Origin of the sequence: Corallococcus caeni (genome assembly GCF_036245865.1) — a bacterium.
Classification (GTDB): domain Bacteria; phylum Myxococcota; class Myxococcia; order Myxococcales; family Myxococcaceae; genus Corallococcus; species Corallococcus caeni.
Map to the genome: position 1 here is coordinate 156725 of NZ_BTTW01000007.1, position 20060 is coordinate 176784.

At 69.8% G+C, this 20060-nt stretch carries 20 protein-coding genes; 8 read left to right on the forward strand and 12 right to left on the reverse strand.

What is annotated here, in order from left to right; all coding sequences use genetic code 11:
- Positions 1-74 precede the first annotated feature (74 nt).
- The 5 genes from AABA78_RS27710 to AABA78_RS27730 form a co-directional block, all read right to left on the reverse strand.
- Positions 75-440, reverse strand: a complete 366-nt coding sequence (locus tag AABA78_RS27710; protein ID WP_338268037.1) for a formate/nitrite transporter family protein — start codon at positions 438-440, stop codon at positions 75-77.
- Between the two features lie 12 nt (positions 441-452).
- A complete protein-coding gene (locus AABA78_RS27715) occupies positions 453-1289 on the reverse strand; it encodes an SRPBCC family protein (RefSeq protein ID WP_338267451.1) in 837 nt (278 codons plus the stop codon).
- A 294-nt stretch (positions 1290-1583) separates the two neighbouring features.
- The gene (locus AABA78_RS27720; protein WP_338267452.1) at positions 1584-2858 is read right to left on the reverse strand and encodes a hypothetical protein; all 1275 of its coding nucleotides are present in this window, start codon (positions 2856-2858) and stop codon (positions 1584-1586) included.
- A gap of 258 nt (positions 2859-3116) precedes the next feature.
- A complete protein-coding gene (locus tag AABA78_RS27725) occupies positions 3117-4520 on the reverse strand; it encodes a UdgX family uracil-DNA binding protein (RefSeq protein ID WP_338267453.1) in 1404 nt (467 codons plus the stop codon).
- Positions 4520-5770 (reverse strand): putative DNA modification/repair radical SAM protein, encoded by a 1251-nt coding sequence (locus AABA78_RS27730; RefSeq protein ID WP_338267455.1) that lies wholly within the window; start codon positions 5768-5770, stop codon positions 4520-4522. The genes AABA78_RS27725 and AABA78_RS27730 overlap by 1 nt, the downstream gene beginning before the upstream one ends.
- 126 nt (positions 5771-5896) lie before the next feature.
- Here AABA78_RS27730 and AABA78_RS27735 point away from each other — a divergent pair, with 126 nt between their 5' ends.
- On the forward strand, positions 5897-6838 hold the full coding sequence (locus AABA78_RS27735) for a sigma-70 family RNA polymerase sigma factor (RefSeq protein ID WP_338267457.1): 942 nt from the start codon (positions 5897-5899) through the stop codon (positions 6836-6838).
- Between the two features lie 10 nt (positions 6839-6848).
- A complete protein-coding gene (locus AABA78_RS27740) occupies positions 6849-7643 on the forward strand; it encodes an alpha/beta fold hydrolase (protein ID WP_338267460.1) in 795 nt (264 codons plus the stop codon).
- Between the two features lie 49 nt (positions 7644-7692).
- Here AABA78_RS27740 and AABA78_RS27745 read toward each other — a convergent pair whose 3' ends face one another.
- The gene (locus AABA78_RS27745) at positions 7693-8604 is read right to left on the reverse strand and encodes a hypothetical protein (RefSeq protein ID WP_338267462.1); all 912 of its coding nucleotides are present in this window, start codon (positions 8602-8604) and stop codon (positions 7693-7695) included.
- 334 nt (positions 8605-8938) lie between these two features.
- On the opposite strand from AABA78_RS27745, the gene AABA78_RS27750 reads away from it, so the two are divergent.
- Positions 8939-9442 carry a hypothetical protein gene (locus tag AABA78_RS27750; protein ID WP_338267464.1) on the forward strand — a complete coding sequence of 168 codons (504 nt, stop codon included), beginning with the start codon at positions 8939-8941 and terminating at the stop codon, positions 9440-9442.
- A gap of 74 nt (positions 9443-9516) precedes the next feature.
- Here the strand turns inward: AABA78_RS27750 and AABA78_RS27755 are convergent, their stop codons facing one another.
- Complete coding sequence (locus AABA78_RS27755) at positions 9517-10470, reverse strand: NmrA/HSCARG family protein (RefSeq protein WP_338267466.1); 954 nt, start codon at positions 10468-10470, stop codon at positions 9517-9519.
- 41 nt (positions 10471-10511) lie between these two features.
- Positions 10512-11798, reverse strand: a complete 1287-nt coding sequence (locus AABA78_RS27760; protein ID WP_338267468.1) for an SET domain-containing histone-lysine N-methyltransferase — start codon at positions 11796-11798, stop codon at positions 10512-10514.
- A gap of 165 nt (positions 11799-11963) precedes the next feature.
- Here AABA78_RS27760 and AABA78_RS27765 point away from each other — a divergent pair, with 165 nt between their 5' ends.
- Positions 11964-12494 carry a sigma-70 family RNA polymerase sigma factor gene (locus AABA78_RS27765; RefSeq protein ID WP_171413771.1) on the forward strand — a complete coding sequence of 177 codons (531 nt, stop codon included), beginning with the start codon at positions 11964-11966 and terminating at the stop codon, positions 12492-12494.
- 16 nt (positions 12495-12510) lie between these two features.
- Here AABA78_RS27765 and AABA78_RS27770 read toward each other — a convergent pair whose 3' ends face one another.
- Both AABA78_RS27770 and phbB read right to left on the reverse strand, forming a co-directional pair.
- Entirely contained in the window at positions 12511-14343 is a 1833-nt protein-coding gene (locus AABA78_RS27770; RefSeq protein WP_338267470.1) for a PHA/PHB synthase family protein, read from the reverse strand.
- A gap of 12 nt (positions 14344-14355) precedes the next feature.
- Complete coding sequence (gene phbB / locus AABA78_RS27775) at positions 14356-15081, reverse strand: acetoacetyl-CoA reductase (RefSeq protein ID WP_338267473.1); 726 nt, start codon at positions 15079-15081, stop codon at positions 14356-14358.
- A gap of 220 nt (positions 15082-15301) precedes the next feature.
- Between phbB and AABA78_RS27780 the strand changes: the two genes are divergently transcribed.
- Both AABA78_RS27780 and AABA78_RS27785 read left to right on the forward strand, forming a co-directional pair.
- Complete coding sequence (locus AABA78_RS27780; protein ID WP_338267475.1) at positions 15302-16444, forward strand: patatin-like phospholipase family protein; 1143 nt, start codon at positions 15302-15304, stop codon at positions 16442-16444.
- Positions 16445-16480: 36 nt separating this feature from the next.
- The gene (locus AABA78_RS27785) at positions 16481-16807 is read left to right on the forward strand and encodes a hypothetical protein (protein ID WP_338267476.1); all 327 of its coding nucleotides are present in this window, start codon (positions 16481-16483) and stop codon (positions 16805-16807) included.
- Between the two features lie 75 nt (positions 16808-16882).
- Here AABA78_RS27785 and AABA78_RS27790 read toward each other — a convergent pair whose 3' ends face one another.
- Positions 16883-18334: a hypothetical protein gene (locus AABA78_RS27790; protein ID WP_338267478.1), complete on the reverse strand. Its 1452-nt coding sequence runs from the start codon at positions 18332-18334 to the stop codon at positions 16883-16885.
- 184 nt (positions 18335-18518) lie between these two features.
- Between AABA78_RS27790 and AABA78_RS27795 the strand changes: the two genes are divergently transcribed.
- Positions 18519-18824, forward strand: coding sequence for a hypothetical protein (locus tag AABA78_RS27795; protein ID WP_171413765.1), 306 nt, complete (start codon positions 18519-18521; stop codon positions 18822-18824).
- A 122-nt stretch (positions 18825-18946) separates the two neighbouring features.
- Positions 18947-19363: a hypothetical protein gene (locus tag AABA78_RS27800; RefSeq protein WP_338267480.1), complete on the forward strand. Its 417-nt coding sequence runs from the start codon at positions 18947-18949 to the stop codon at positions 19361-19363.
- A 59-nt stretch (positions 19364-19422) separates the two neighbouring features.
- On the opposite strand, the gene AABA78_RS27805 is transcribed toward AABA78_RS27800, so the two are convergent.
- The gene (locus tag AABA78_RS27805; protein ID WP_338267483.1) at positions 19423-20043 is read right to left on the reverse strand and encodes a glycoside hydrolase family 19 protein; all 621 of its coding nucleotides are present in this window, start codon (positions 20041-20043) and stop codon (positions 19423-19425) included.
- Positions 20044-20060 lie beyond the last annotated feature (17 nt).

The window sequence follows — 20060 nt, forward strand, 5'->3', positions numbered from 1 at the left end:
GGCGACCCGGAAGGGGCCGCTCAGCCGCCCTGACACCGGCCGGAAAAACCCTTGCGAAGAAAGTCAGCGCATCCTCACCAACAAGGCAGGGTGACCTTGAGCGCGGCGAGCCGCACCGCGTGCCGTCCGACCTCGCCGTCGTTCAGGCTGGCCTGTCCCGCCAGCACCACCAGCAAGGCCAGCCCCACCGCGCCGGTGGCGTTGCCGAGCAGCACCAGCGCCCGGTTGCGCAGCAGCTCCCAGCCCGTGATGCGGCCCGCCGCCCAGGCCATCACGAGCAGGTTGTTGCCGGTGAAGAGCTCCGCGCCCGCGACGACCACCAGGATGTGGCCGAGCGAGAAGCACAGGCCCCCCAGCGTGCGCGACAGGGCGAAGCCCAGGCTGGACAGGCATGGCGTTGTTCTTCGTGGACGATGCGGCGCGCGGGTGACAGGTGCCAGGCCCCCGGGGCCTCAAACCGTGGCGGTCGTCTCCCCGAAGCGCTCCATCCGCTCCGCGCGCTCCTTCACACCGAGCAACATCTTCCGCTCCATGACGAAGTGCGGGAACTCGATGAGCTGGCCGAACATCCGCGCCGCCCACCTTCGAGGATCTCCTCCCGTCCGCCCGCGCACGAGCAGCCGCGTCCTGTCCTCACCCAGGGGCTCGAGCACGAACGCCCAGGTCGTCACGCCCCAGGCCGGGGTCTCCTCCTCCATCACCGACCGCAGGACGAGGGCCCGCGCTGGCGCGAGCTCCGCCACCTGCATCCCCGTCCAGCGGCTCATGGGGATGATGTCCCCCACCGCGAGCGCCTGGAGCCGCGGGTGGAGGTGGTCCGCCGAGTGGCCCTCGACGAACTCGCCAGCCCCCGCGGCCCGCTCCAACACGTCGTAGCTGTACCAGCCCGCGCGGCGGTAGCCGATCTGCACCAGCCAGGGCCACACGTCCTGGGGACGCGCATGGATGGTGATGGCGCGCGTGTTCACGGCCACCGGGTTGGGGACCAGCCCGTCCCCGGGCAGGGCACGGAGGACCTCCTCCGAATCCGCTCCCCAGTTGAGCAGCCACGGGCGGACGAGCCGCCAGCCCCAGGGCACGAGCGACGCCACCACGAGGGCTGCCCGGAGTGACCGGCTCCGCGGGCGCACGCCGAGCAGGACCGCCGCCGTCGCCGATGCGGACGCGAGGTCGAGCGCCAGGGAGGGGCCCAGGGTGACCCCCAGGCCGAGCGCCGGCCCCAGCACGGAGGTCGGTCGCTCCAGCGGAGGGGGCGGTGTGCGCCGCTGCTCGCGGGATTGGGTGGTCATGTCCACGGGTCGGCTCCTTGGAGGGGCCATCCCCCCCGCGCCGAAGCTGCCCACGCGAAGGCGCGCGCGCCGCTTCCCTCCAGGGGCACGCTGTTGTCGCCCAGGCGAAGCCCTGTACCGCACCGGATTCTTGAGACACCCGGTTGGCTGTAATCAGGCCGCTTGCTGCTGCATCCGCTCCCGGCGAGGCATGGACTTGACGACTCGGACCTTGTCTCGGTGCGCTGGCGGCCGCTGCGGGTGGACCTGCGCCAGGGGTGCTTCCGGCGACTACCGCGTGCACCCATCCGGTGCTCACGGAGCCGCCGGCGGGAGCGTGGACGCGCGGGTGAGGGTGTCCACGTCCAGCACGCGGGCCTGATGGTCCACCCGCGCGCTGAGGATGTACGTGGGCTCCGAGGGAGCCGCCGACGAGCCCGAGTAGGCCGTCAGGAACAGCCCGCCGCCGTAGGCCACGTCCGGGAGGGCCTCGCGCTCGTAGTCGCTGCTGGAGATGGCGAACACGCCCGGCGCCATCACGGTGCCGTCCTCGTGGACGCGCACGCCCCGGACGCGGCTCAAGCCGTCGAAGTCGCTCTGCCAGACGACGAGGGACTTCGAGTTGTGGTGGGCGACAGCCGGGAAGAGCTGGTCCCCCGTTCCGGTGGCGATCGGGATGCCCTGTGGATCGTCCAGGCGCCCGTTGGACCGCACGCGTGCTCCGTAGATGTCCCGGTCCGCGCCTCGGCCATCGGACCAGACAACGAGGAAGCGCCGCCCCGTCCAGACGACGTCCGGCGAGCGCTGCGCGCCTGGCGCCACGGCGATGGGGAGGCCGCCCGGATCCACCAACGTGCCATCCGGCTTCACCCGGGCGCCATAGATGTCAGGCGTCAGCTCACCGCCGCGCGAGTCGGACCAGGCGATGAAGAAGTCCGTCCCATTCCAGGCCACTGTCGCCTCGTCCATCAGCCGGGCGCCGGGGGCGATTCCGTGGACGAGTTCGGGGAGCACCACGCCGTCCGTCGTCACCCGCCGGGCGTTGATCTCGGAGCCCGTATCGCTGTTCACCGTGAAGGTGACCAGGCAGATCCGCGAGGAGCACGCGATGCCGACGGGACCGGCGACCCTCCCGGACGTGATGACATTGAAGACGGGCCCCACCACCGTGCCATCCGTTTTCACGCGCACGCCTCGGATGGAGTCCTCCGTCTTCCAGAGGACCATGAACTGGTCGCCGTCATAGGCGATGGAAGGCGTGCCTCCAGGCCCGGTGCCGATGTTGATGCGGAAGCCCGCCGGGTTTACCAGCGTGCCATTCTTCCTCACGAGCGTGCCGTAGACGCCGCCCTCCCGCACGTCTTCCCACACCACGAGGAACCGGCCCCACCCGTAGGCCACGGCCGGCTCCGACGTCGCCAGGGGCATCGGGTCCACTTGGGGCGCGGGTATCCTGGACATCGCGGTGACGTCCTGGCCCGTGGAGTCCTCGACCGGAGCCTCGGTATCGGGCACGGGGCCGCAGGCAGTCAGCAGCGCTCCCAGCACGAGGACTCCGCGCAGCTTCGTGAAGGCGTTTCGTCTCTCCATGTGGCCCCCCCTGATTCCAGGACGCGGGCAATGTCGTGCATGCGCGAATGGAGCGCCATCGTCCATAGGGAGGGAACAGCGGCTCGCCCGCACCGCCGGCCTTCTCCAAAGGGCAATGCCTTGTGGAGTAACTCGAGCAATACAGTCATGAGCCCTGCATCGGCGTGGTTTGCTACATCCCTCGCGACAGTCTCCCGGAAAGCTGAGTCCCTTCCGGGAGACGCTCAGCGGAGGCGGCGGGAATCGAACCCGCCGCCTTCACCCCAGCGCGCGCAGCGTGTCCGCCGCTCGTCGCAGGTCCGCCTCGAAGTGGATCCGCGCCTGGGCTCGCGCGCGTTCGTCCGGCATGCGCAGGAGCGCCGAGGGGTGGAAGGTCGCCATCCATGCCTTCGCCCAGGGCGTTTCGAAGATCTGCCCCCGGCTCAGGTTGATGCGGAAGCCCGGCCCGAGGAAGGCCTGCGCCGCCGTGGCCCCGAGGCAGAGGATCATCTTCGGCCTCACCTGCGCCACCTCGGCGTCCAGCCACCCCTTGCATGCGAGCACCTCGCTTCGTCCGGGCTTCGCGTGCAGGCGCTGCTTCTCCTCGCCCTCCACCCATCCGAAGTGCTTCACCGCGTTGGTGACGTAGAGCTGCTCGCGCTCCAGGCCCACCGCGGCGAGCACCGTGTCGAGCAGCTGGCCCGCCGGCCCGATGAAGGGCCTGCCCACCCGGTCCTCCTGGTCTCCCGGTTGCTCACCCACGAGCATCAGCCGTGCCCCCGCCGGCCCTTCGCCGAACACCGTGCGCGTGGCCCGCTCGTGCAGCGGACAGGCCCGGCAGCCTTGCGCCGCCTGGGCGAGCGAGGCGAGGTCCTGGTGCTCGGGCATGAAGCGGCTCGATTCAGAGAGCTCCAGCTTCGGGCTCACCATGCGCGAGGTGCGCTGGGGCGCCTGTCGCACCAGCTCCGGGATGAGCCGGGTCTCGGGCAGCGTGGCCCAGTGCTTCTTGGGCATCTCCGCGCGCATGGCCCGTACGTTGAGCCGCGCCGGATTGAAGGTCGACGCGTAGTACGTCCTCCACATCTCCTCCAACGCATCCCCTTCGGGGGCTTGCGAGCGCGGCACGCCCGGCCCGTAGGTGAGCTGCTCCAGGTCCCAGGACACGCTCGCGTCCGGCGTGAGGATGCTCCAGCGCATGGAGGGGAAGCGCCGCGCGAAGAAGGGCGCCACGTAGCGCACGATGAAGTGCTCGGGCCGGTGCCACGCGATGAAGAACTCCTCGCCCTCCCGCTCCACCCGCCGGAAGCGCACGAAGGCCTTCATCTTGTGCGCGTCGCGCTGCACGCCCTTGGCCAGCGTGAGCACGCGGTAAACGTCTGCGTCGCTCTCCACCTCCAACAACTTGCGCTCCCCGTGCGTCAGCCGCCACAGCACCCGGTAGAGCAGCCCCCAGCGCTCGGGCGAGCGGTGACACGCCACCTTCTGCGCCAGCTCCAGGAACGCGGGAGGCACCGACAGCCCCGCCACGGGCGCGCTCGCGGGTACCACTGCCGGCGCGAGCAGCGAGCCCTGTCCGCTTCCTTCCTCGGTGAACAGCACCTGCTCCGGGGACACCCCCCGGGCGAGCAGTCCGCGCGCCGCCGTCCGGAACGAGTCCAGGTCCGGCCCCACCTCCACCCGCATCAGAGTTCTCCGGTCAGCGCTTCCCGGGCGGAGGTGAACAGGGAGAGCTGGGTGGAGGGCGGCGTCACCCGCTCGGCGAGCCGGGACGAGTCGATGAGCCCCGTGGGCCGGTGATCCGCCGTCACGATGAAGGGCTTCATGCGCGTGAGGGGCACGCGCAGCCGCGCCAGGTCCGCGAGCGTGACGCGGTGCCAGCGACGGATGCGGAGGAGCCGGTCCACCGTGCGCACGCCCATGCCCGGCACGCGCAGCAGGGCCTCGCGCGGGGCGCGGTTCACGTCCACGGGGAACGCCTCACGCCGGCGCAACGCCCACGCGAGCTTCGGATCCAGCTCCAGGGACAGGTCCGGCTGTTCGGGCGGCGTGAGCTCGTCCACGCGAAATCCATAGAAGCGCAGGAGCCAGTCCGCCTGATACAGCCGGTGCTCGCGCACGAGCGGCGGAGACTTCGCGGGCAGGCGGGCGTCGACGAGCGGGATGGGGCTGTAGCCCGAGTAGTACACACGCTTGAGCTTGAAGCGCGTGTAGAGGCGGCTCGCGGTGTCGAGGATGGCCGCGTCCGGCGTGGGCGTGGCGCCGACGATCATCTGCGTGCTCTGGCCCGCGGGGGCGAACTTCGGCGCCTTGGGGCTCTCCTGGCGCTCGGCCCTGGATTGCTCCACCCGGGCGGAGATCTCCTTCATCGTCCCGCCCGTGACGGCGAAGCTCTTCTCCGGCGCGAGCTTCTTCAGGTCGCCATCCGTCGGCAGCTCGATGTTGGCGCTCAGCCGGTCCGCGTACAGGCCCGCCTTGTCGATGAGCTCCTTGGATGCGCCCGGTACCGCCTTGAGGTGGAGGTAGCCCTGGAAGCCGTGCACCTCGCGCAGCGTGCGCGCCACCTCGATGAGCTGCTCCATCGTGTAGTCCGGGCTCTTGATGACGCCGGAGCTCAGGAACAGGCCCTCGATGTAGTTGCGCTTGTAGAAGTCGAGCGTGAGCCGCACCACCTCCGCGGGCGTGAAGCGCGCCCGGGCGGTGTCACTGGAGATGCGGTTGATGCAGTACTGGCAATCGTAGATGCAGAAGTTGGTGAGCAGGATCTTGAGCAACGACACACACCGGCCATCCGGCGTGTAGCTGTGACAGATGCCCATGCCCTCGACGCTGCCGAGCCCTTCCTTCCCGGCCTTCCGTTTGCCGCCGCTGCTCGAACACGAGGCGTCGTACTTGGCGGCATCGGCGAGGATCTCCAGCTTCTTGCGCACGTCCATGGTGACAACCCTAGCCACCGCCCCTGACGCGTGACGTAGGCAGGGAAGGGGGCAACCAAGGAAGCAAGGGGCCGCATTCTCCGCCTGCTGACGTATCCTTTTTCGCCCGTCGCGTGTCTCCCCTGCATGAGCACTGAGTCACAGGACCTGCTGGGACACGCCGTCAAGGCGTCCTGGCGCCGCTTCCTCGATACCTACGAACCCCTGCGCCCGGACCTCTACCGGTACTGCCGGCAACTGACGCGCAGCCCCTGGGATGCCGAGGACATGGCCCAGGAGACGATGGCCCGGGCGTTCGCGAGCCTCGCCATCATGGTGGAGCCGCCGCGCAGCCCGCGGGCGTGGCTCTTCCGGGTCGCGAGCAACCTGTGGCTCAACCGGATGCGGCAGGCGCGCGAGGTACCGGCCCCCGACGCCATCGAGGCTCCGGAGCCGGCGACGCGCGCCGAGCCTCGTGCGACGCGTGAGGCCGCGGGGACGCTGTTGTCGCAGCTCTCGCCGCAGGAGCGAGCGGCGGTCGTACTCAAGGATGCCTTCGGGCTGTCACTGGAGGAGACCGCCGAGGCGCTCTCCACCACGACCGGCGCCATCAAGGCCGCCCTGCACAGGGGGCGGGCGAAGCTGGTGACGCCGGAACCGGATGAGCCGGCTCCGGTGGTGCCCGCCGTCCTCAACGCATTCTGCGACGCCTTCAACGCGCGGGACCTGGATCGTCTCACGGCGCTCCTCCTCGATACGGCGACCCTGGAGTATCCGGGCTTCAAGATCGAGTACGGGGCCCGGGCGGTCCGGGACGGATCGCTCAAGGGAACGCTCTTCGGCTGTCCCGAGGGCGGCTACGTGCTCGTGGATCCGCCGCGTTGCGAACTCCGCGCGCACCGTGGCGAATCGCTCTTCCTCTGGTGGTCGGGAGACGCCGTGCATGCCGTCGTGCGGGTCGAGCTGGACGGCGACCGCATCGCGCGGCTGCGGGACTACTACCATTCGCCCGAGGTCCTGACCGAGATCTGCCGCGAGCTCGACGTTCCCTTCCGCACGCACGGCTATCCCCCTTTTGCCTCGCACTGAAAGAACCGCCATGACAATCCACACCGTCAAGTCCGCCGATGGGACGTCCATCGCGTTCGAGGTCACCGGCAAGGGTCCACCGCTCATCCTGGTGGGCGGAGCGTTCTGCGACCGCACTGCGCCGACCTCGGGAGCACCGCTGGCGGCGCTGCTGGCCCATCGCTTCACCGTGTTCAACCCTGACCGGCGCGGCCGTGGGGACAGCGGGGACACGCTGCCCCATGCGCTCGACAGGGAAGGGGAGGACCTGGCGGCGCTCATCACCGCCGCCGGCGGATCCGCCGCCGTGTTCGGCAACTCGTCGGGTGGCCTCCTGGCCCTGGACGCCGCGGCGCGAGGATTCTCCATCCCGAAGCTGGTTGTCTATGAGCCTCCCGTCATCCTCGATGCGGGCCGGGCCAGGTCATTTGAAGACCTCGCGAAGCAGCTGGACGAGGCCGTCGCGGGGAACCGGCGGTCGGAGGCCGTCGAGCTGTACTTCACGAAGGTGATGCAGATGCCCGCGCCCGCCGTCGCGCAGCTGCGCAAGGCGCCGATGTGGGCGGGCCTCGAGCACCTCGCTCACACGTTGAGCTACGACCTGCTCATCACGGCCCGCGGCCCCTCACGGCTCGAGCAGATGTCGGCCGTCCGCGCGGCGACGCTCGTCATGGACGGAGGCGCGAGCCCGGGCTGGATGCGCGAGGCGATCCAAACCCTGGCACGGGCCATTCCCGGCGCACGTCACCGGACGCTGGAAGGACAGACGCATGCCGTCGACCCCAAGGCGCTCGCCCGGGCGCTGGAGGAGTTCCTGGGCGAATGACCTCTTCGTGGTGCGCTCGGGCACGTCAGCCCAGCTGCCGGAGGGTCTGTCACCACCAGCGCACGTTGCCCCATGGCGCGGCCTGGGACGGATAGACATGCAGTTCGCCAGCCTCCGAGAAGCAGTGCTTCCACCACATGGGCAGGTGGTTGCGGAGCTTGACGGTCTTCGTGCGCTGCACCTCTTGCAGCGTGGCACCCTGGCTCCGGGTCCGGGCGCCCGTCACCTTTGACAGGCGGCTGTGCGCCGCGACGGATTGCTGGGTCTCCGCGAAGAAGCCATCGCACCGGAAGACGAAACCGTCCTTCGAGGCCACCACGGAATCCGCATTGAAATCCCCGACACCACAGGACGTGATGACCTGGACCTGGGGAAGCCAGTCCAGCCAGGCGGTGGGCGACTTCGCGAGCCTGCTGACGAGGTGGTCCGCGCACACCTCCACCGCGAAACGGACCCTTGCTTCGTCGAACACGCCGGTTCCATCGAACGGTCGCTCCTGGTGCTCCTTGCCGGGTCCCCGGTTCTGCACGGCATCGAATTGGGTGCCGTCCTTGAGCCCGACGAGCTGCTCCATCGTCAGGATTCCACGCGCCGGGTTCGTTGTGTTCCTCAAATGTATCGCCGAGAGGAAGTCGTCCGGAGCGAGCGCCTCCTTCATGACGATGCGCGTTCCATCCGGGCCCGAGCCTCCCCGGTGCACCACGGCGGCGTTGATGACCTCGTTCTGGTTGTTCGGGTCGAGGAACGTACCGACCACTGTTCCGAAGAAGAACAGCCAGTCCCGCCACTGTGGGGCGGAGGCCCAATCCCTGAGCTGACTGACGACGGCCTGGAGCCCTTCGAGATCATATGCCCCGGTCCGGCCGCGGAAGTAGAACTCGGGCGCGACGAAGACCTTGAGACAGCTCGAGCTCGTCTCCGCATGGGCCCGGGCCTTCTCGGCCGAGAGCTTCATCAGCATGCAGCGGGAGCGGATGTCCTCCCTCTGGCGCTGCATGGCAATGTAGCGACCGCGTCCGTAGGCCGGCTGCGTGGGGACGGCACAGGCAATGAACTGAAGCTGCGAATACCAGAGCATCGGGGCCTCATGGATGCACCGCTACGGGTTGCCTGTCGAGCGAAGGGACTCAGGACCGGTTTCTCAAGGCAAACATGAGCCGGGTCCTCCGTGCAAACGAAGTCGTCGAGCTGGAGCCGGGGGCTGATCACCGGCCGCGACACCCCGCGCTTCACACGCGCGCAGCTCCTCCGTCTGCTCCGAGGGAGGCATCTCCCACATCCAAGGAGCAATGACCGTGAGCGACGACGAAAAGAAAAAGCAGTATCCGTTCTTCTGGGGCATCTACTACGGCCTCGCGAGCAAGCCTCCCCAGCTGTTCGTCGGTGGGCTTCGCACGCTCGGGCAGCTGGGCTTGCAGGGTCCTCAGCAGCAGCAGGTGATCCAGTACCACAACCTGCTCACGGCCCGGGCCATCAAGGCCGGGCTCCGGTACGCCTCGGGGCTGAACGTCGATCCGACGATCGTCACGACCCTCTGGAACGCGCTGCCTCCCGAGGCCCAGCAGAACACGCTCGACTGGGGACAGCAGCAGGTGGGGCAGCTGATTGGCGGCTCGGCCTTCAGCTGGGTCCTCGGCAAGGGGCTCGTGAAGTACCTGCCCAAGAAGATCGTCACCCCCGCGCTGTTCTTCCTCAGCTGCCAGGGCGCGATGGGGCTCTTCTGGAAGGATGGCTGGGACAAGGGGCCTCCGCCGCCGCCTCCTGGCGTGGGTGGGGGAGGCCGGGAGATCTCCGTCTGAGAGGCCGCGCGGGCTGAAGGACGCCCTGCCTCCGCGGATCGGGAGGCAGGGCCTGGCGCCCGTAACTGCAGACGTCACGCCGCGCGCACGAAGCGCGCCCTGTTGCGTTCAATCCACCGGGCCAACGACTGCACGTGGGGATTCAGCTCGCGCGTGAGTCCGGGGTCCCTGGCGGCGCAGTACTCCGGGGAGAAGTCCCGCATGAACTGGAACATGTTCGCGAGCTCCGACGCGCCGGGGAAGTTGAACGTCCGGTAGACCTCCGGCTCCATGGAGTGGAAGACCACCTCCTGTCCCAGCACCTGCTTCAGCGTCCGGGCGATCTCCTGGCCCGTCAGGTGCTCGCTGGCCAGGCCCACCGTCCGGCCCGCCCAGGCCTCCGGCCCGCGCTGGAAGATGCCGTGGACGCATCCGCCCACGTCCTCCGTGGCGATGCCGGGCAGCTTCCGGTCCTCCGTGGGCAGCACGAAGTCGAGCGTGCCATCCGCGTTGCGCTTTCCTCCCAAGCCGAACGACAGGAGGTTCTCCCACGCGAACGCCGTGCGCACGAACGTCACCGGCAGGTCCAGGCCGCTGAAGTACGCGTCGCTCGCGCCCTTCACGTCGAACTGCGGCACGCGGTAGTGCCCCTTGAGCATGGGCATCCGCTTGTCCTCCGGAGGGATGAAGTGCCGGGTGTCCTCCTGGGTGGACCAGATGACGTGCGCCACCCCCGCCTCCTTCGCGGCGTGCGCCAGCGTCCGCGCCTGGGCCAGCTCGCGCTCCGGGTCGGGCTTCTCCCAGTAGCTGGTGACGCAGAAGGCGCCATGCGCGCCGGTGAAGGCGGCCTTCAGGCTCTTCGCGTCGCTCACGTCCGCCGCGACGACCTCCGCGCCCAGCTTCGCCAGCCGGCGCGCCAGCTCCGAGCCCGGCTTGCGCGTGAGCGCGCGCACCGTGAAGCCGCCCTGCGTGTCCGCGAGGATGGCGCGCGCGAGGCTGCCTCCCTCCTCGCCCGTTGCGCCCACCACCGCGATGATCTTCTTGTCCATGGTCATGTCCTGTCGTTTGGAAGTCTGGGAATGAAGCCGGCTCATCCGCCCACGGCGGGGCCGGCCGGGGTGAGGCTCAGCGCGGGGAGGAAGGCGCGCGCGAGGCCCGCGTAGGCGTGCAGCAGCCGCTTCTCACCGCGCCGCAAGAGCAGGCAGTTGCGCGCGTTGCGCGACAGGTCCGCCTCCTGGAGCAACCGCTCGTCCTCCTCCAGCGTCGTCTCGAAGCCCGCGAGCCGCGCGTCGCACGCCTCGTGGAGGTAGCGGAAGACGCGCTCCTCCGTCTCCGAGCTCAGCGGGGGCACCTCGCCCAGGCCCTGCTCCTCGCGGGCCTCCTCCGCGAGCCGGGCCAGCTCCCGCGCGTTCGCGCACGCCACGCGCAGGAAGGAGAACATCGCCACCGTGGCGGTGTGCCCGTAGTGCAGCGGCACCTCGAAGCGGCGCCGCGACGTCGGAGCCGCCAGCGCGAGCAGCTCCCGCTTTGCCTCCGCCTCCACCGCGTCCTCGGGCACGCCCAGGTAGAGCACCAGCGTGTCGTCCGGGTTGTCCTCCGGCACGAAGCCGTAGCTCAGCAGGAACCGGTAGCTGGGCTTGATGCCATAGCTGATGTGCAGCTCCTCGCCCGCGGCCACCGGCTCTTGCGCCACCAGCACGAAGGCCTCACCGTCCTCCGCGTTGCCCCACACCAGGCGCGGCGAGGCGCGGTGGTTGAGCATGTCCGCCACCGGCACGAAGCACCGCGTGAGCTTGCCCGCGAACGTCAGGCCGAAGGTGCGGCTGATCAACACGTGCTGCGCCCAGAGATACGCGTCGGGCGTGAAGCGCGCGAAGCCCGGCACCCGCTGCGCCAGCGTGGCGTAGCGCGCGAGCAGCATCTCCTTCCACCGCGCCACCTCGCGCAGCGCGGAGGAGCCCTGGAGCAGCGACAGCTCCTGCGCGTCGAAGAACAGCGGCAGGTGCGGGAACGACTGGGGCAGCACGTCCAGGTATGGCTTCCAGGCCGAGTCCTCGCGCTCCTTCTCCTGGAGCAGGAACGCCGCCAGGTAGCACTCCTCGCTGGTGTCGGGCGCGTGCGCGTCGATGAGCCGGCCGATGTCCGACGCTCTCGCGACGTCCAACGTCACCAGGCACGCGCGCGGCACCCGCAGCACCTCTTCTCCGGCCGCGATGGGCACCTTGGCGAAGACGCCACGCTCGTCGCCCTCCAGGTGACCCACCCAGACCTTCGGGAAGCTCGCGCCCGCCTGCCTGCTCCACTGGAGTGCGAGGTGCTCCTTCAGGGGGTTCTCTTCGTCGAGGGTGTCCGGCTCCGCTTCCTGTCGCGCGCTCATTGGCTCCGCCATGCGTTCGGGGGGTGAACGCCAGGAAGACGCCAGTCGCTACGGCTTGTGATTTTCCGTGGATTTCTGGGGTGCCCTTTTTGGGGATGGGTCAAGGGTTATTCACAGACATCTCGCTGCACCGTTTCCAGATGCACTTTTGGAGCCCTGGAAACCGTGAAAGAAAACACCAATCCCTCATTCTGGCGTGTGTGGGAGCAGCACAAGGAGCCGTTGTTCCAGCAGGCGCTGCGGCTGATGGGAGGGAACGTGGTGGATGCGGAGGACGCGGTGGACACCGCGATGCTCCGGGCCCACCAGAACTACGTGTCGCCCGGGAAGATCCTCAACCCGAGGGCCTGGCTGGGACGCATCCTGCATAACGTCTGCATGGACATCCACCGCGAGCGTCAGCGTTGGGGCGACACCGAGGAGTGGATGGAAGACCTGGAGCCCTCGGAGCCCGAGTCACAGGAGCTGCCCGACGCGGGGCTGCTCCAGCGCGAGAGCGCCGCGGCGGTGCATGAATGCATCCAGGCGCTCCCTGCCAATCTGAGGGTGCCCCTGGTGATGCGCTACCTCCAGGACATGTCCTATGCCGACATCGCCGAACAGCTCCGGTTGACCAGCTGCAACGTGAGAAAGCGCATCCAGCTCGCGTACGGCATCCTGCGGACCACCCTTTCGCAAGAGCCGTGCCCCCGCTGAGCACGGCTCTCGCTGCTCATTCCGGGAGGATGCGCGATCGCACGTAGCGCCCCGGAGCCGCCTCGATGATTCGCGTCCCTCCCTCGCCGGGGACGCGAGCCGGGACACGTCCACCCGAACGCCTGGCCTGCCAGGCGTCCCAGTCCGTCCACCACGAGCCTGGGCGCTCCACCGCGTCCTGAAGCCACGCGTCCGCGTCCGCGTGCGACGCAATCCCATCCGCGTCCACCCGGGACGCCGGCGCGTCCGGCTCCGACGCAATCCCATCCGTCATTTCGGACGGCGCAATCACATCCGCGTTCCCGGATGACGCATTTGCGTTTCCATGTGACGCAATCCCATCCGCGTTTTCGCGGGACGCGGGCGCGTCTCCATTTGACGCGGTTGCGTTCCCGGACGACGCATCCGGAGGGGGCCTGGGGACCCAATGGCGATACCGGTTCGCGGACGGCGGGTTGATGACGCCGGCCACATGGCCCGAGCCCGCGAGCACGAACCGCACGGGGCCCCCGTAGTGCCTTGCTCCCCGGTACACCGAGCGGAAGGGCGCGATGTGGTCCTCCCGGCAGGCTTGCACGTAGAGGGGCGTCTTCACCCGGCCCAGGTCCAGGGGCACGCCCGCGAGCGACAGCGCGCCCGGCTGGGCCAGGCGGTTGTGCAGGTACAGCTCCCGCAGGTACGTCGCGTGCGCGCGCGCGGGCATGCGCGTGGGGTCGGTGCTCCACGCGAGGAAGTCGCTGGGGGCCGGCTCCCGGCCGAGCAGGTAGTTGTTCACCACGAAGGGCCAGAGCAGGTCCTTCGCCCGGAGCAGGTTGAAGGTGGTCGTCATCTCCAGCCCCTCCAGATAGCCGCGCTCGCGCATGTGGGCCTCCAGCCGCTCCAGCTGTGGCGCGTCGATGAAGGCCCCCAGGTCGCCCGGTTCGCTGAAGTCCACCTGCGTGGTGAGCAGGGTCGCGCTGGCGATGAGCGCATCCTTCTGGGCGGCGAGCCACGCGAGCCCCGACGCCAGCAGCGTTCCTCCGATGCAGTAGCCCAGCGTGGAGACGCGCTCCTCGCCGGTGACGCGGGCGACGGCCTCCAGCGCGGCAATCAGTCCGTGCACGAGGTAGTCCTCCCAGTCCACTTCCGCGTGCGTTTCATCGGGGTTCACCCAGGAGATGAGGAACACCGTGTACCCGCGCTCCACCGCCCAGCGGACGAACGAGTTCTCCGGGCGCAGGTCCAGGATGTAGAACTTGTTGATCCACGGCGGCACCAGCAGCAGCGGCTGGCGGTGGACGGTGGGCGTGGTGGGCCGGTACTGGATGAGCTGGAACAGGCGCTCCTCGTGGACCACGTCGCCCGGCGTGGTGGCCAGGTTCTCCCCCAGCCGGAACGTCCGCCGGTCCGTCATGCGCGTCGCCAGCCGGCCCTGGCCCCGCGTCAGGTCCTCGCACAGCGCCTCCATCCCCTTGAGCAGGCTCAGGCCGCGGGACTCGCGCGCGGCGCGGAGCACCTCCGGGTTGAGCGCGGGGAAGTTGGACGGCGACAGCGCGTCGGTGAGCTGGCGCGCGTAGAAGCGCGCCTGGTGCGCCGTGTGCCGGTCCACGCCCGGCGCCTGCCCCACCAGCTCCTCCAGCCAGCCCGCGCCGGTGAGGTACGCGCGGCGCAGGCCGTCGAAGAAGGGCTGCTCCCGCCACGCCGGGTCCCGGAAGCGGCGGTCGGAAGGGGCGGGCTCCGGTGGGACGCCCCCGCGCAGGGAGCGTTCCCACAGGTCGATTCCCGCCGCGAGCATCCGCTGGGGGTCCATCGCCAGCCGGAGGAGGACTTCCAGGAAGGCGCGCCGCATGGGCTCCAGGGATGCATCCATTCGCGGCCTCCTTCAGTACATGTGCTGCCCACCATTGATGGTGAGCGTGGAGCCGGTGATGAAGCCGGACTTGTCGGAGGCGAGGAACGTCACGGCGCGGGCGATCTCGTCGGCGCGCCCCAGGCGGCCCACGGGGATGCGCGCGCGGATGCGCACCAGCTCGTCCGGAGGCACGGTGCGCACCAGGTCCGTGTCGATGTAGCCCGGCGCGATGAGGTTGGCGGTGACGCCGCGGGAGGCGCCCTCGCGCGCCAGCGCCAGGGTGAAGCCGTGCATGCCCGCCTTGGCCGCCGCGTAGGCCGTCTGGCCCAGCTGGCCCGTCTGCCCGTTGATGGACCCGATGTTGATGACGCGGCCGAAGCCGCGCTCGCGCATCGGGCCCACCACCACGTTGCACAGGTTGAAGCACGAGGTGAGGTTCGTCTGGATGACCTCGTTCCACTGGTCGGCCGTCATCTTGTGCAGCATGGCGTCCCGGGTGATGCCGGCGTTGTTCACCAGCACCTCGATGGGGCCCAGCGCTTCGGTGATCTTCTTCACGCCCGCGACACACTGGGCGGTGTTGGCGGCGTCGAAGCGGAACGCCGGGATGCCGGTGCGCCCCGTGAAGTTCTGCGCCGCCTGTTCATTCGCATAGTAGGTGACCGCCACGCGGTACCCCTGCTGCCGCAAGGCGTCGGCGCTCGCGGCGCCAATGCCGCGCGTTCCTCCCGTCACCACTGCCACGCGTCCACTCATGTCTGTCTCCAGGGTTGAAAGCTGCGCCTGAAGGACGCGGACGCCCGGCGGGTGTGAAAGCCGTGACGTCAGGCCACGCGTGGATTCACAACCGTGAGGGCGCGGACGTCCCTGGAGCGCTGCCCTGGGGAGCGGGGGACTGGGAAGGGTGGATTGGGATCCATCAGCCCTCCGCTCCTCCGGGGCGGCACTCCACCGCAGCACTCGCGAGAGGACATCCATGACACAGCCGCAAGCACCCCAGGAGCGCCCGCAGGTCATCGTCGTCTTTCAAGGCGGCGGGGCCCTGGGCGCCTACCACGTGGGGGCCTATCAGGCCCTGGAGGAGGCCGGCCTGCGTCCGGACTGGGTCTCCGGCATCTCCATTGGCGCCTTCACCGCCGCGCTGGTCGCGGGCAACCGCCCGGAGCAGCGGCTGGAGCGGCTGGAGGCGTTCTGGCGGGAGGTGTCCTGGCCCGGCACTGAGTGGGGCTCGCTCTTCAAGGGCCGCCTGCGCCAGCTTTTCAACCTGGGCAGCCACATGACCAGCCTGCTCTTCGGCCAGCCCGGCTTCTACGCGCCCCGCGCGGTGCCCCCGATGCTGGCGCCGCCGGGCTCGCCGGAGGCGCTGAGCTTCTACTCCACCCGGCCCATGCGCTCGACGCTGCGGCGGCTGGTGGACTTCGACTACATCAACTCCCGCGCGACGCGGCTGAGCCTGGGGGCCACCCGCGTGAGCGACGGCCACCTGGTGTTCTTCGACAACACGCGCAGCGCCCTGGGGCCGGACCACGTGCTCGCCAGCGGCGCGCTGCCGCCCGCCTTCCCGCCCAGCCTCATCGACGGGGAGCTGTACTGGGACGGCGGCTGCGTCACCAACACGCCGCTCAACGCCATCCTGGACGACCCGCCCCAGCGGCACTCGCTCGTCTTCATGATTGATCTGTTCGAGGCGCGAGCGCCGCTGCCCCAGAACCTGGACGAGGCGAGCTGGCGCATGAAGTCCATCCAGTTCGCGGGCCGCACGTCGCAGCAGGTGGACCAGTTCGCGACGGTGTGGAACCTGCGCCGGGCCTCGACCCAGGTGACGCGGCACATGTCCGCGTCCTCGCCGCTCGCGTTCAGCGACGAGCCCCTGGCGAAGCCCGCGCCCCGGCTGGACATCATCCACCTGACGTACCAGCGCGGTGAGCACCAGATCTCCAGCAGCGACGCGGAGTTCTCCCGCGCCTCCATCGCGGAGCGCCGGGCGGACGGCTACCGCGACATGAAGCGCGCCCTGGCGAGTTCGCCGTGGACGCAGTCCGTGGCGAACGGGCCCCAGGCGTTCGGTGACGAGGACCTGGCGCCGGCCGAAGCGGGCGCCGTCGTCCACCGCCTCTAGCAGCACCCACCTGTCTTGACCCGAAGGAGCAATGCCATGACCGAAGCGAAGAGAGTCGATCCGTATGCCCACCTGATGGACCTGGGGCGGGGCGCCCTGCACCAGGCCATCGCCGCCCAGCGCTCCGCGCTCGAGTACTCCCGCCAGTTCGTGGAGGGGGACGCCGCCGCGCGGCCGCTGCGCGCGCAGCACGAGGAGTGGGTGCGCAAGGCGCTGGAGACCCTGGCGCCGTTCTACGCGCTGGAGCAGCTGGCGCGCGAGCAGCTGCTGAAGGCGCAGGCCAGCCTCTTCGAGCTGGCGGACGACACCCTGCGCAACCTCACGCTGCACGGTGTGGAGCGCGGCGGGCACCGCTCCGCCTGAGTGAGCATCGGGCGTCGCGAAAGCCGAACCCCGGGGGGCTTGCGCGCCTCCCGGGGTTCTTGTCGTTTCCAGCCGTCAGCGCGGAGCCAATGGCAGACGCACGGCCGGGTCGCCCAGGAGCACGTAGCCGCCCAGGTCCTGACGGAGCATCCACAGGTGCGAGCGCCGCAGCGGATCCACCGTGGAGGGCTTCCCGGCGCTCCGGGCCGACTCCTCCTGGTCATACAGCGTGGTCAGCTCCAGGTTGGCCTGGTGGCCCCCGCGCAAGAGCCAGCCCAGCCCCAGGCCCACGCGCCGGCCCCGCGCCAGCTGCTGGAGCGGCTCCAGGAAGCGGGACACCTTGCCCTGGCGGTGGTCGCGGTCCTGGAAGCCATACGTCCACGCCAGGTCCACGTGGCCGATGACCGCCAGCGGTCCCTGGGGGTTGGCCAGCGCGGACTGCGGCAGCGCGGCGACGAAGGGGCGCTCCCCGGGCCGGGGCAGCGCCGCGGTGAGCGAGTCCAGCCTCCCGCTGAACTGGCCTCCCGCCTGCAACTGTTTGAGCCAGTGATGGAAGGCGCTGCGCGACGGCGTGCCCGCGCCGAAGCACGCGAAGAGGAACCAGATGCCGCCGGGCAGGAAGGACCGCTGGGCCAGCGCCGCGCCATCCAGGTGCTGGCCTTCGCCCAGGCTGAGCGCCCCCTGGAGCGCGAGCTTCGCGTCGGTGCTCCGCCAGCCCGCGCGGGGACTGCCCAGGCCGTGGCTCATGGAGAAGAGCAGGGTGGGCTCCTGGAGCGCGGCCTGCTCCAGCAGCGCGTTGGCGCCGGGCTCTCCCGGCACGCCCAGCTCCAGCACGTCCCGCGCGGGGAAGCGGCCCAGCTCCCGCGCCTGCCGGGCGGACGCGATGGCCGGGGCCACCAGCGACTGATAGCCCGTCCGCGTCGCGGCGGTGCCGTCGTGGACTGTGAAGAAGAGCGAGCGGGGCTGGCGCTGCACAGAGGGCGCGTGCTCCCAGCGCAGCACCTTGTCCACGTAGGCCGCGTAGTCCTCGTCGCGCCGGAAGGCCAGCCGTCCCACGTAGGCGTCGTGGGCCGCGGCCTGCTGCAGCTCGAAGGGCACCTGGTGGAAGTCCCCCAGGAACAGCAGGTAGCGGGGCCGGTCCTCCACGGGCACCGCTTCGTCGTCCAGCACGACGCGCACCCAGCGGGTGAAGTCCTCCAGGTTCCGCCCCTCCGCCGCCAGCTCCGGGCCCACCCGGTAGACGCGCACCGGGTGGCCGTCCTGCTGCTCCTGCCGGTGCCGGCGCAGGGGCTCCAGCAGCGCGAGCAGCCGGTCTCCTTCAGGTCCCTCCGGCGCCACCAGCCCCCAGCGCTGCGCGGGCAGGGAGTTGGGGTCCTCGCCGTCGTCCCACAGGTGGCTCTCCTCGCGCCCCTGCGCGTCGTCGTCGCGCGCAACCCCAGCCGCGGCGTCGGCGGGCAGGCCGTCGGGGGCCACCGGCTCGTGTGAATCGGCGTGGGACAACAACAGCTCGACGTTCTGCGTGCTCATCTTGGGGAGGGCTCCTGGCGTCACGCGAACCGGGAAGTCGGGCGCGTGATGGCAGGACGCGGCGGAGGGCGGCCGTGTGAGCCATTGATGTCTGGCGTTGGAATTCACACACGAAAAGCATGCGACGTCCTGTGGACGCAGTGCCCGGCATGTCCGCCGTCAACCCAATCCCAGGAGCACGCCCATGCAGTCCGCCGCACAGCTGTCCGCTTACATCATCGCCTTCGCGGGTGCCGCCCGCACCGCGCAGCGCCTCATGTCGTCGGGCATGGATCCGATGACGATCGCCGAGTACTACTTCGAGGTGAACCTCACGAGCGACTTCGAGATCAAGAGCGAGACGGACGTTGCCCTCAACGTCTGGCGCATGAGCATCAAGGAGAAGCTCACGCTCGACTACAAGGAGCACATGGGGCTCACCGTGAAGTGCACCATCAAGCCCGCGGCGGTGCTCGCGGCGCAGGGTGGCGGCACCGGCGGCGGCGCCTGACGCCCGCTGTCTGTCCAAGCGGAACACGCTGAAGCAAGACACATCCGCCGCCGCCGGTGCTTCGTCCTGGAGCCCCGGCGGTGGCGGCTCGCCATCCACCCTTCTTTCTTCAATCCCATCCCATGGCAAAGCCCAATCCCACGCCTGACCACGCGCAAGTCCTCATCCACGACCTCATCCTGGCCGTCCAGTCCTCGCTGGACATCGCGGAGGAGACGGCCCGCAAGCACTATTCCTTCTCCGTGGTGGAGCTGGAGGTCTCCGCCAGCTTCGACTTCGAGATGACGGAGCAGGACAGCGACATCCCCGAGGACAAGCCGCAGCCCAAGCGCTGGTTCTCCATCTTCGGCGGCGGCACCAAGAAGGAGCACACCCGCCTGCACGACCTCAACGAGAAGGACTCCAGCAAGCTCACGGTGCGCATGCTGTTCCGTCCCGGAGGCAAGCACCTGGCGGGCGGCACCGCCGAGTCCTCCGACGGCAGCGCGCCTGCGGAGGAAGAGGCGGCGCCCGAGCCCGCTCCCGCCAAGCGCAAGTAGGTCCCCCTGAAGACACCGAGCCCGCGGCCTTCGACAGGTCGCGGGCTCTTCGTGTTTCGTTACTTCTTGTCCAGAAGCCGCATCGCGCGCTGGTAGTAGGTGTCGCGCGAGGCCTTGCCGTTGTAGCCGCCGTTGATGCGCCGGGTGATGGCGTCGAACTCGCCCTTGTCGGCGTGCTTGTTGAGGTCGCGGCTGTTCCAGAACCAGGCGGCGGTGCGGAAGCCCACGTCCAGGTCGGCCGCGCGGGTGGGGTTCTCCTCCAGGTCCAATTCCAGCGCCTTGCCCGCGGCGCGGTAGTTGGTGCGGCCGGTGATCTGGATGGGCCCGCGGCCCTTGTAGCGCGCGCCGTCGCCCGGCTTGACGTTGCCCAGGTCCTTGCGCCGCTCGTAGGCGCGGCCCGTCGCCAGCTCCTCGAAGTAGCGGAACTCGGCGCTCTCGTGCGCCAGCTGCGCCAGGAACGCGGCCTGACGGCGCGGGGTGTTGATGCCCGCCTCGGACATGGCGTCGTTCAGGTGCGGCAGTACCTCCTGCGCGCGCGCCTTGGGCAGCCGGGGAAGGAACGAGCGCAGCTGCTCCAGCGTCAGCGGCTGGAAGGTTTCGCCTTTCGGCTCGGTGGGCTCTGAGGATGCGTCGGACTTGGAGGACTTGGGGGACTTGGAACCAAAGCCAAAGAAGGCCATCGGGCGGACTCCCGGGT

Coding starts and splice junctions, on each gene's coding strand:
- AABA78_RS27715 (WP_338267451.1), bottom strand. CDS start 1,289: ATGACCACCCAATCCCGCGAGCAGCGGCGCACACCGCCCCCTCCGCTG.
- AABA78_RS27720 (WP_338267452.1), bottom strand. CDS start 2,858: ATGGAGAGACGAAACGCCTTCACGAAGCTGCGCGGAGTCCTCGTGCTG.
- AABA78_RS27725 (WP_338267453.1), bottom strand. CDS start 4,520: ATGCGGGTGGAGGTGGGGCCGGACCTGGACTCGTTCCGGACGGCGGCG.
- AABA78_RS27730 (WP_338267455.1), bottom strand. CDS start 5,770: ATGGACGTGCGCAAGAAGCTGGAGATCCTCGCCGATGCCGCCAAGTAC.
- AABA78_RS27735 (WP_338267457.1), top strand. CDS start 5,897: ATGAGCACTGAGTCACAGGACCTGCTGGGACACGCCGTCAAGGCGTCC.
- AABA78_RS27740 (WP_338267460.1), top strand. CDS start 6,849: ATGACAATCCACACCGTCAAGTCCGCCGATGGGACGTCCATCGCGTTC.
- AABA78_RS27745 (WP_338267462.1), bottom strand. CDS start 8,604: ATGCTGATGAAGCTCTCGGCCGAGAAGGCCCGGGCCCATGCGGAGACG.
- AABA78_RS27755 (WP_338267466.1), bottom strand. CDS start 10,470: ATGGACAAGAAGATCATCGCGGTGGTGGGCGCAACGGGCGAGGAGGGA.
- AABA78_RS27760 (WP_338267468.1), bottom strand. CDS start 11,798: ATGAGCGCGCGACAGGAAGCGGAGCCGGACACCCTCGACGAAGAGAAC.
- AABA78_RS27770 (WP_338267470.1), bottom strand. CDS start 14,343: ATGGATGCATCCCTGGAGCCCATGCGGCGCGCCTTCCTGGAAGTCCTC.
- phbB (WP_338267473.1), bottom strand. CDS start 15,081: ATGAGTGGACGCGTGGCAGTGGTGACGGGAGGAACGCGCGGCATTGGC.
- AABA78_RS27780 (WP_338267475.1), top strand. CDS start 15,302: ATGACACAGCCGCAAGCACCCCAGGAGCGCCCGCAGGTCATCGTCGTC.
- AABA78_RS27785 (WP_338267476.1), top strand. CDS start 16,481: ATGACCGAAGCGAAGAGAGTCGATCCGTATGCCCACCTGATGGACCTG.
- AABA78_RS27790 (WP_338267478.1), bottom strand. CDS start 18,334: ATGAGCACGCAGAACGTCGAGCTGTTGTTGTCCCACGCCGATTCACAC.
- AABA78_RS27795 (WP_171413765.1), top strand. CDS start 18,519: ATGCAGTCCGCCGCACAGCTGTCCGCTTACATCATCGCCTTCGCGGGT.
- AABA78_RS27800 (WP_338267480.1), top strand. CDS start 18,947: ATGGCAAAGCCCAATCCCACGCCTGACCACGCGCAAGTCCTCATCCAC.
- AABA78_RS27805 (WP_338267483.1), bottom strand. CDS start 20,043: ATGGCCTTCTTTGGCTTTGGTTCCAAGTCCCCCAAGTCCTCCAAGTCC.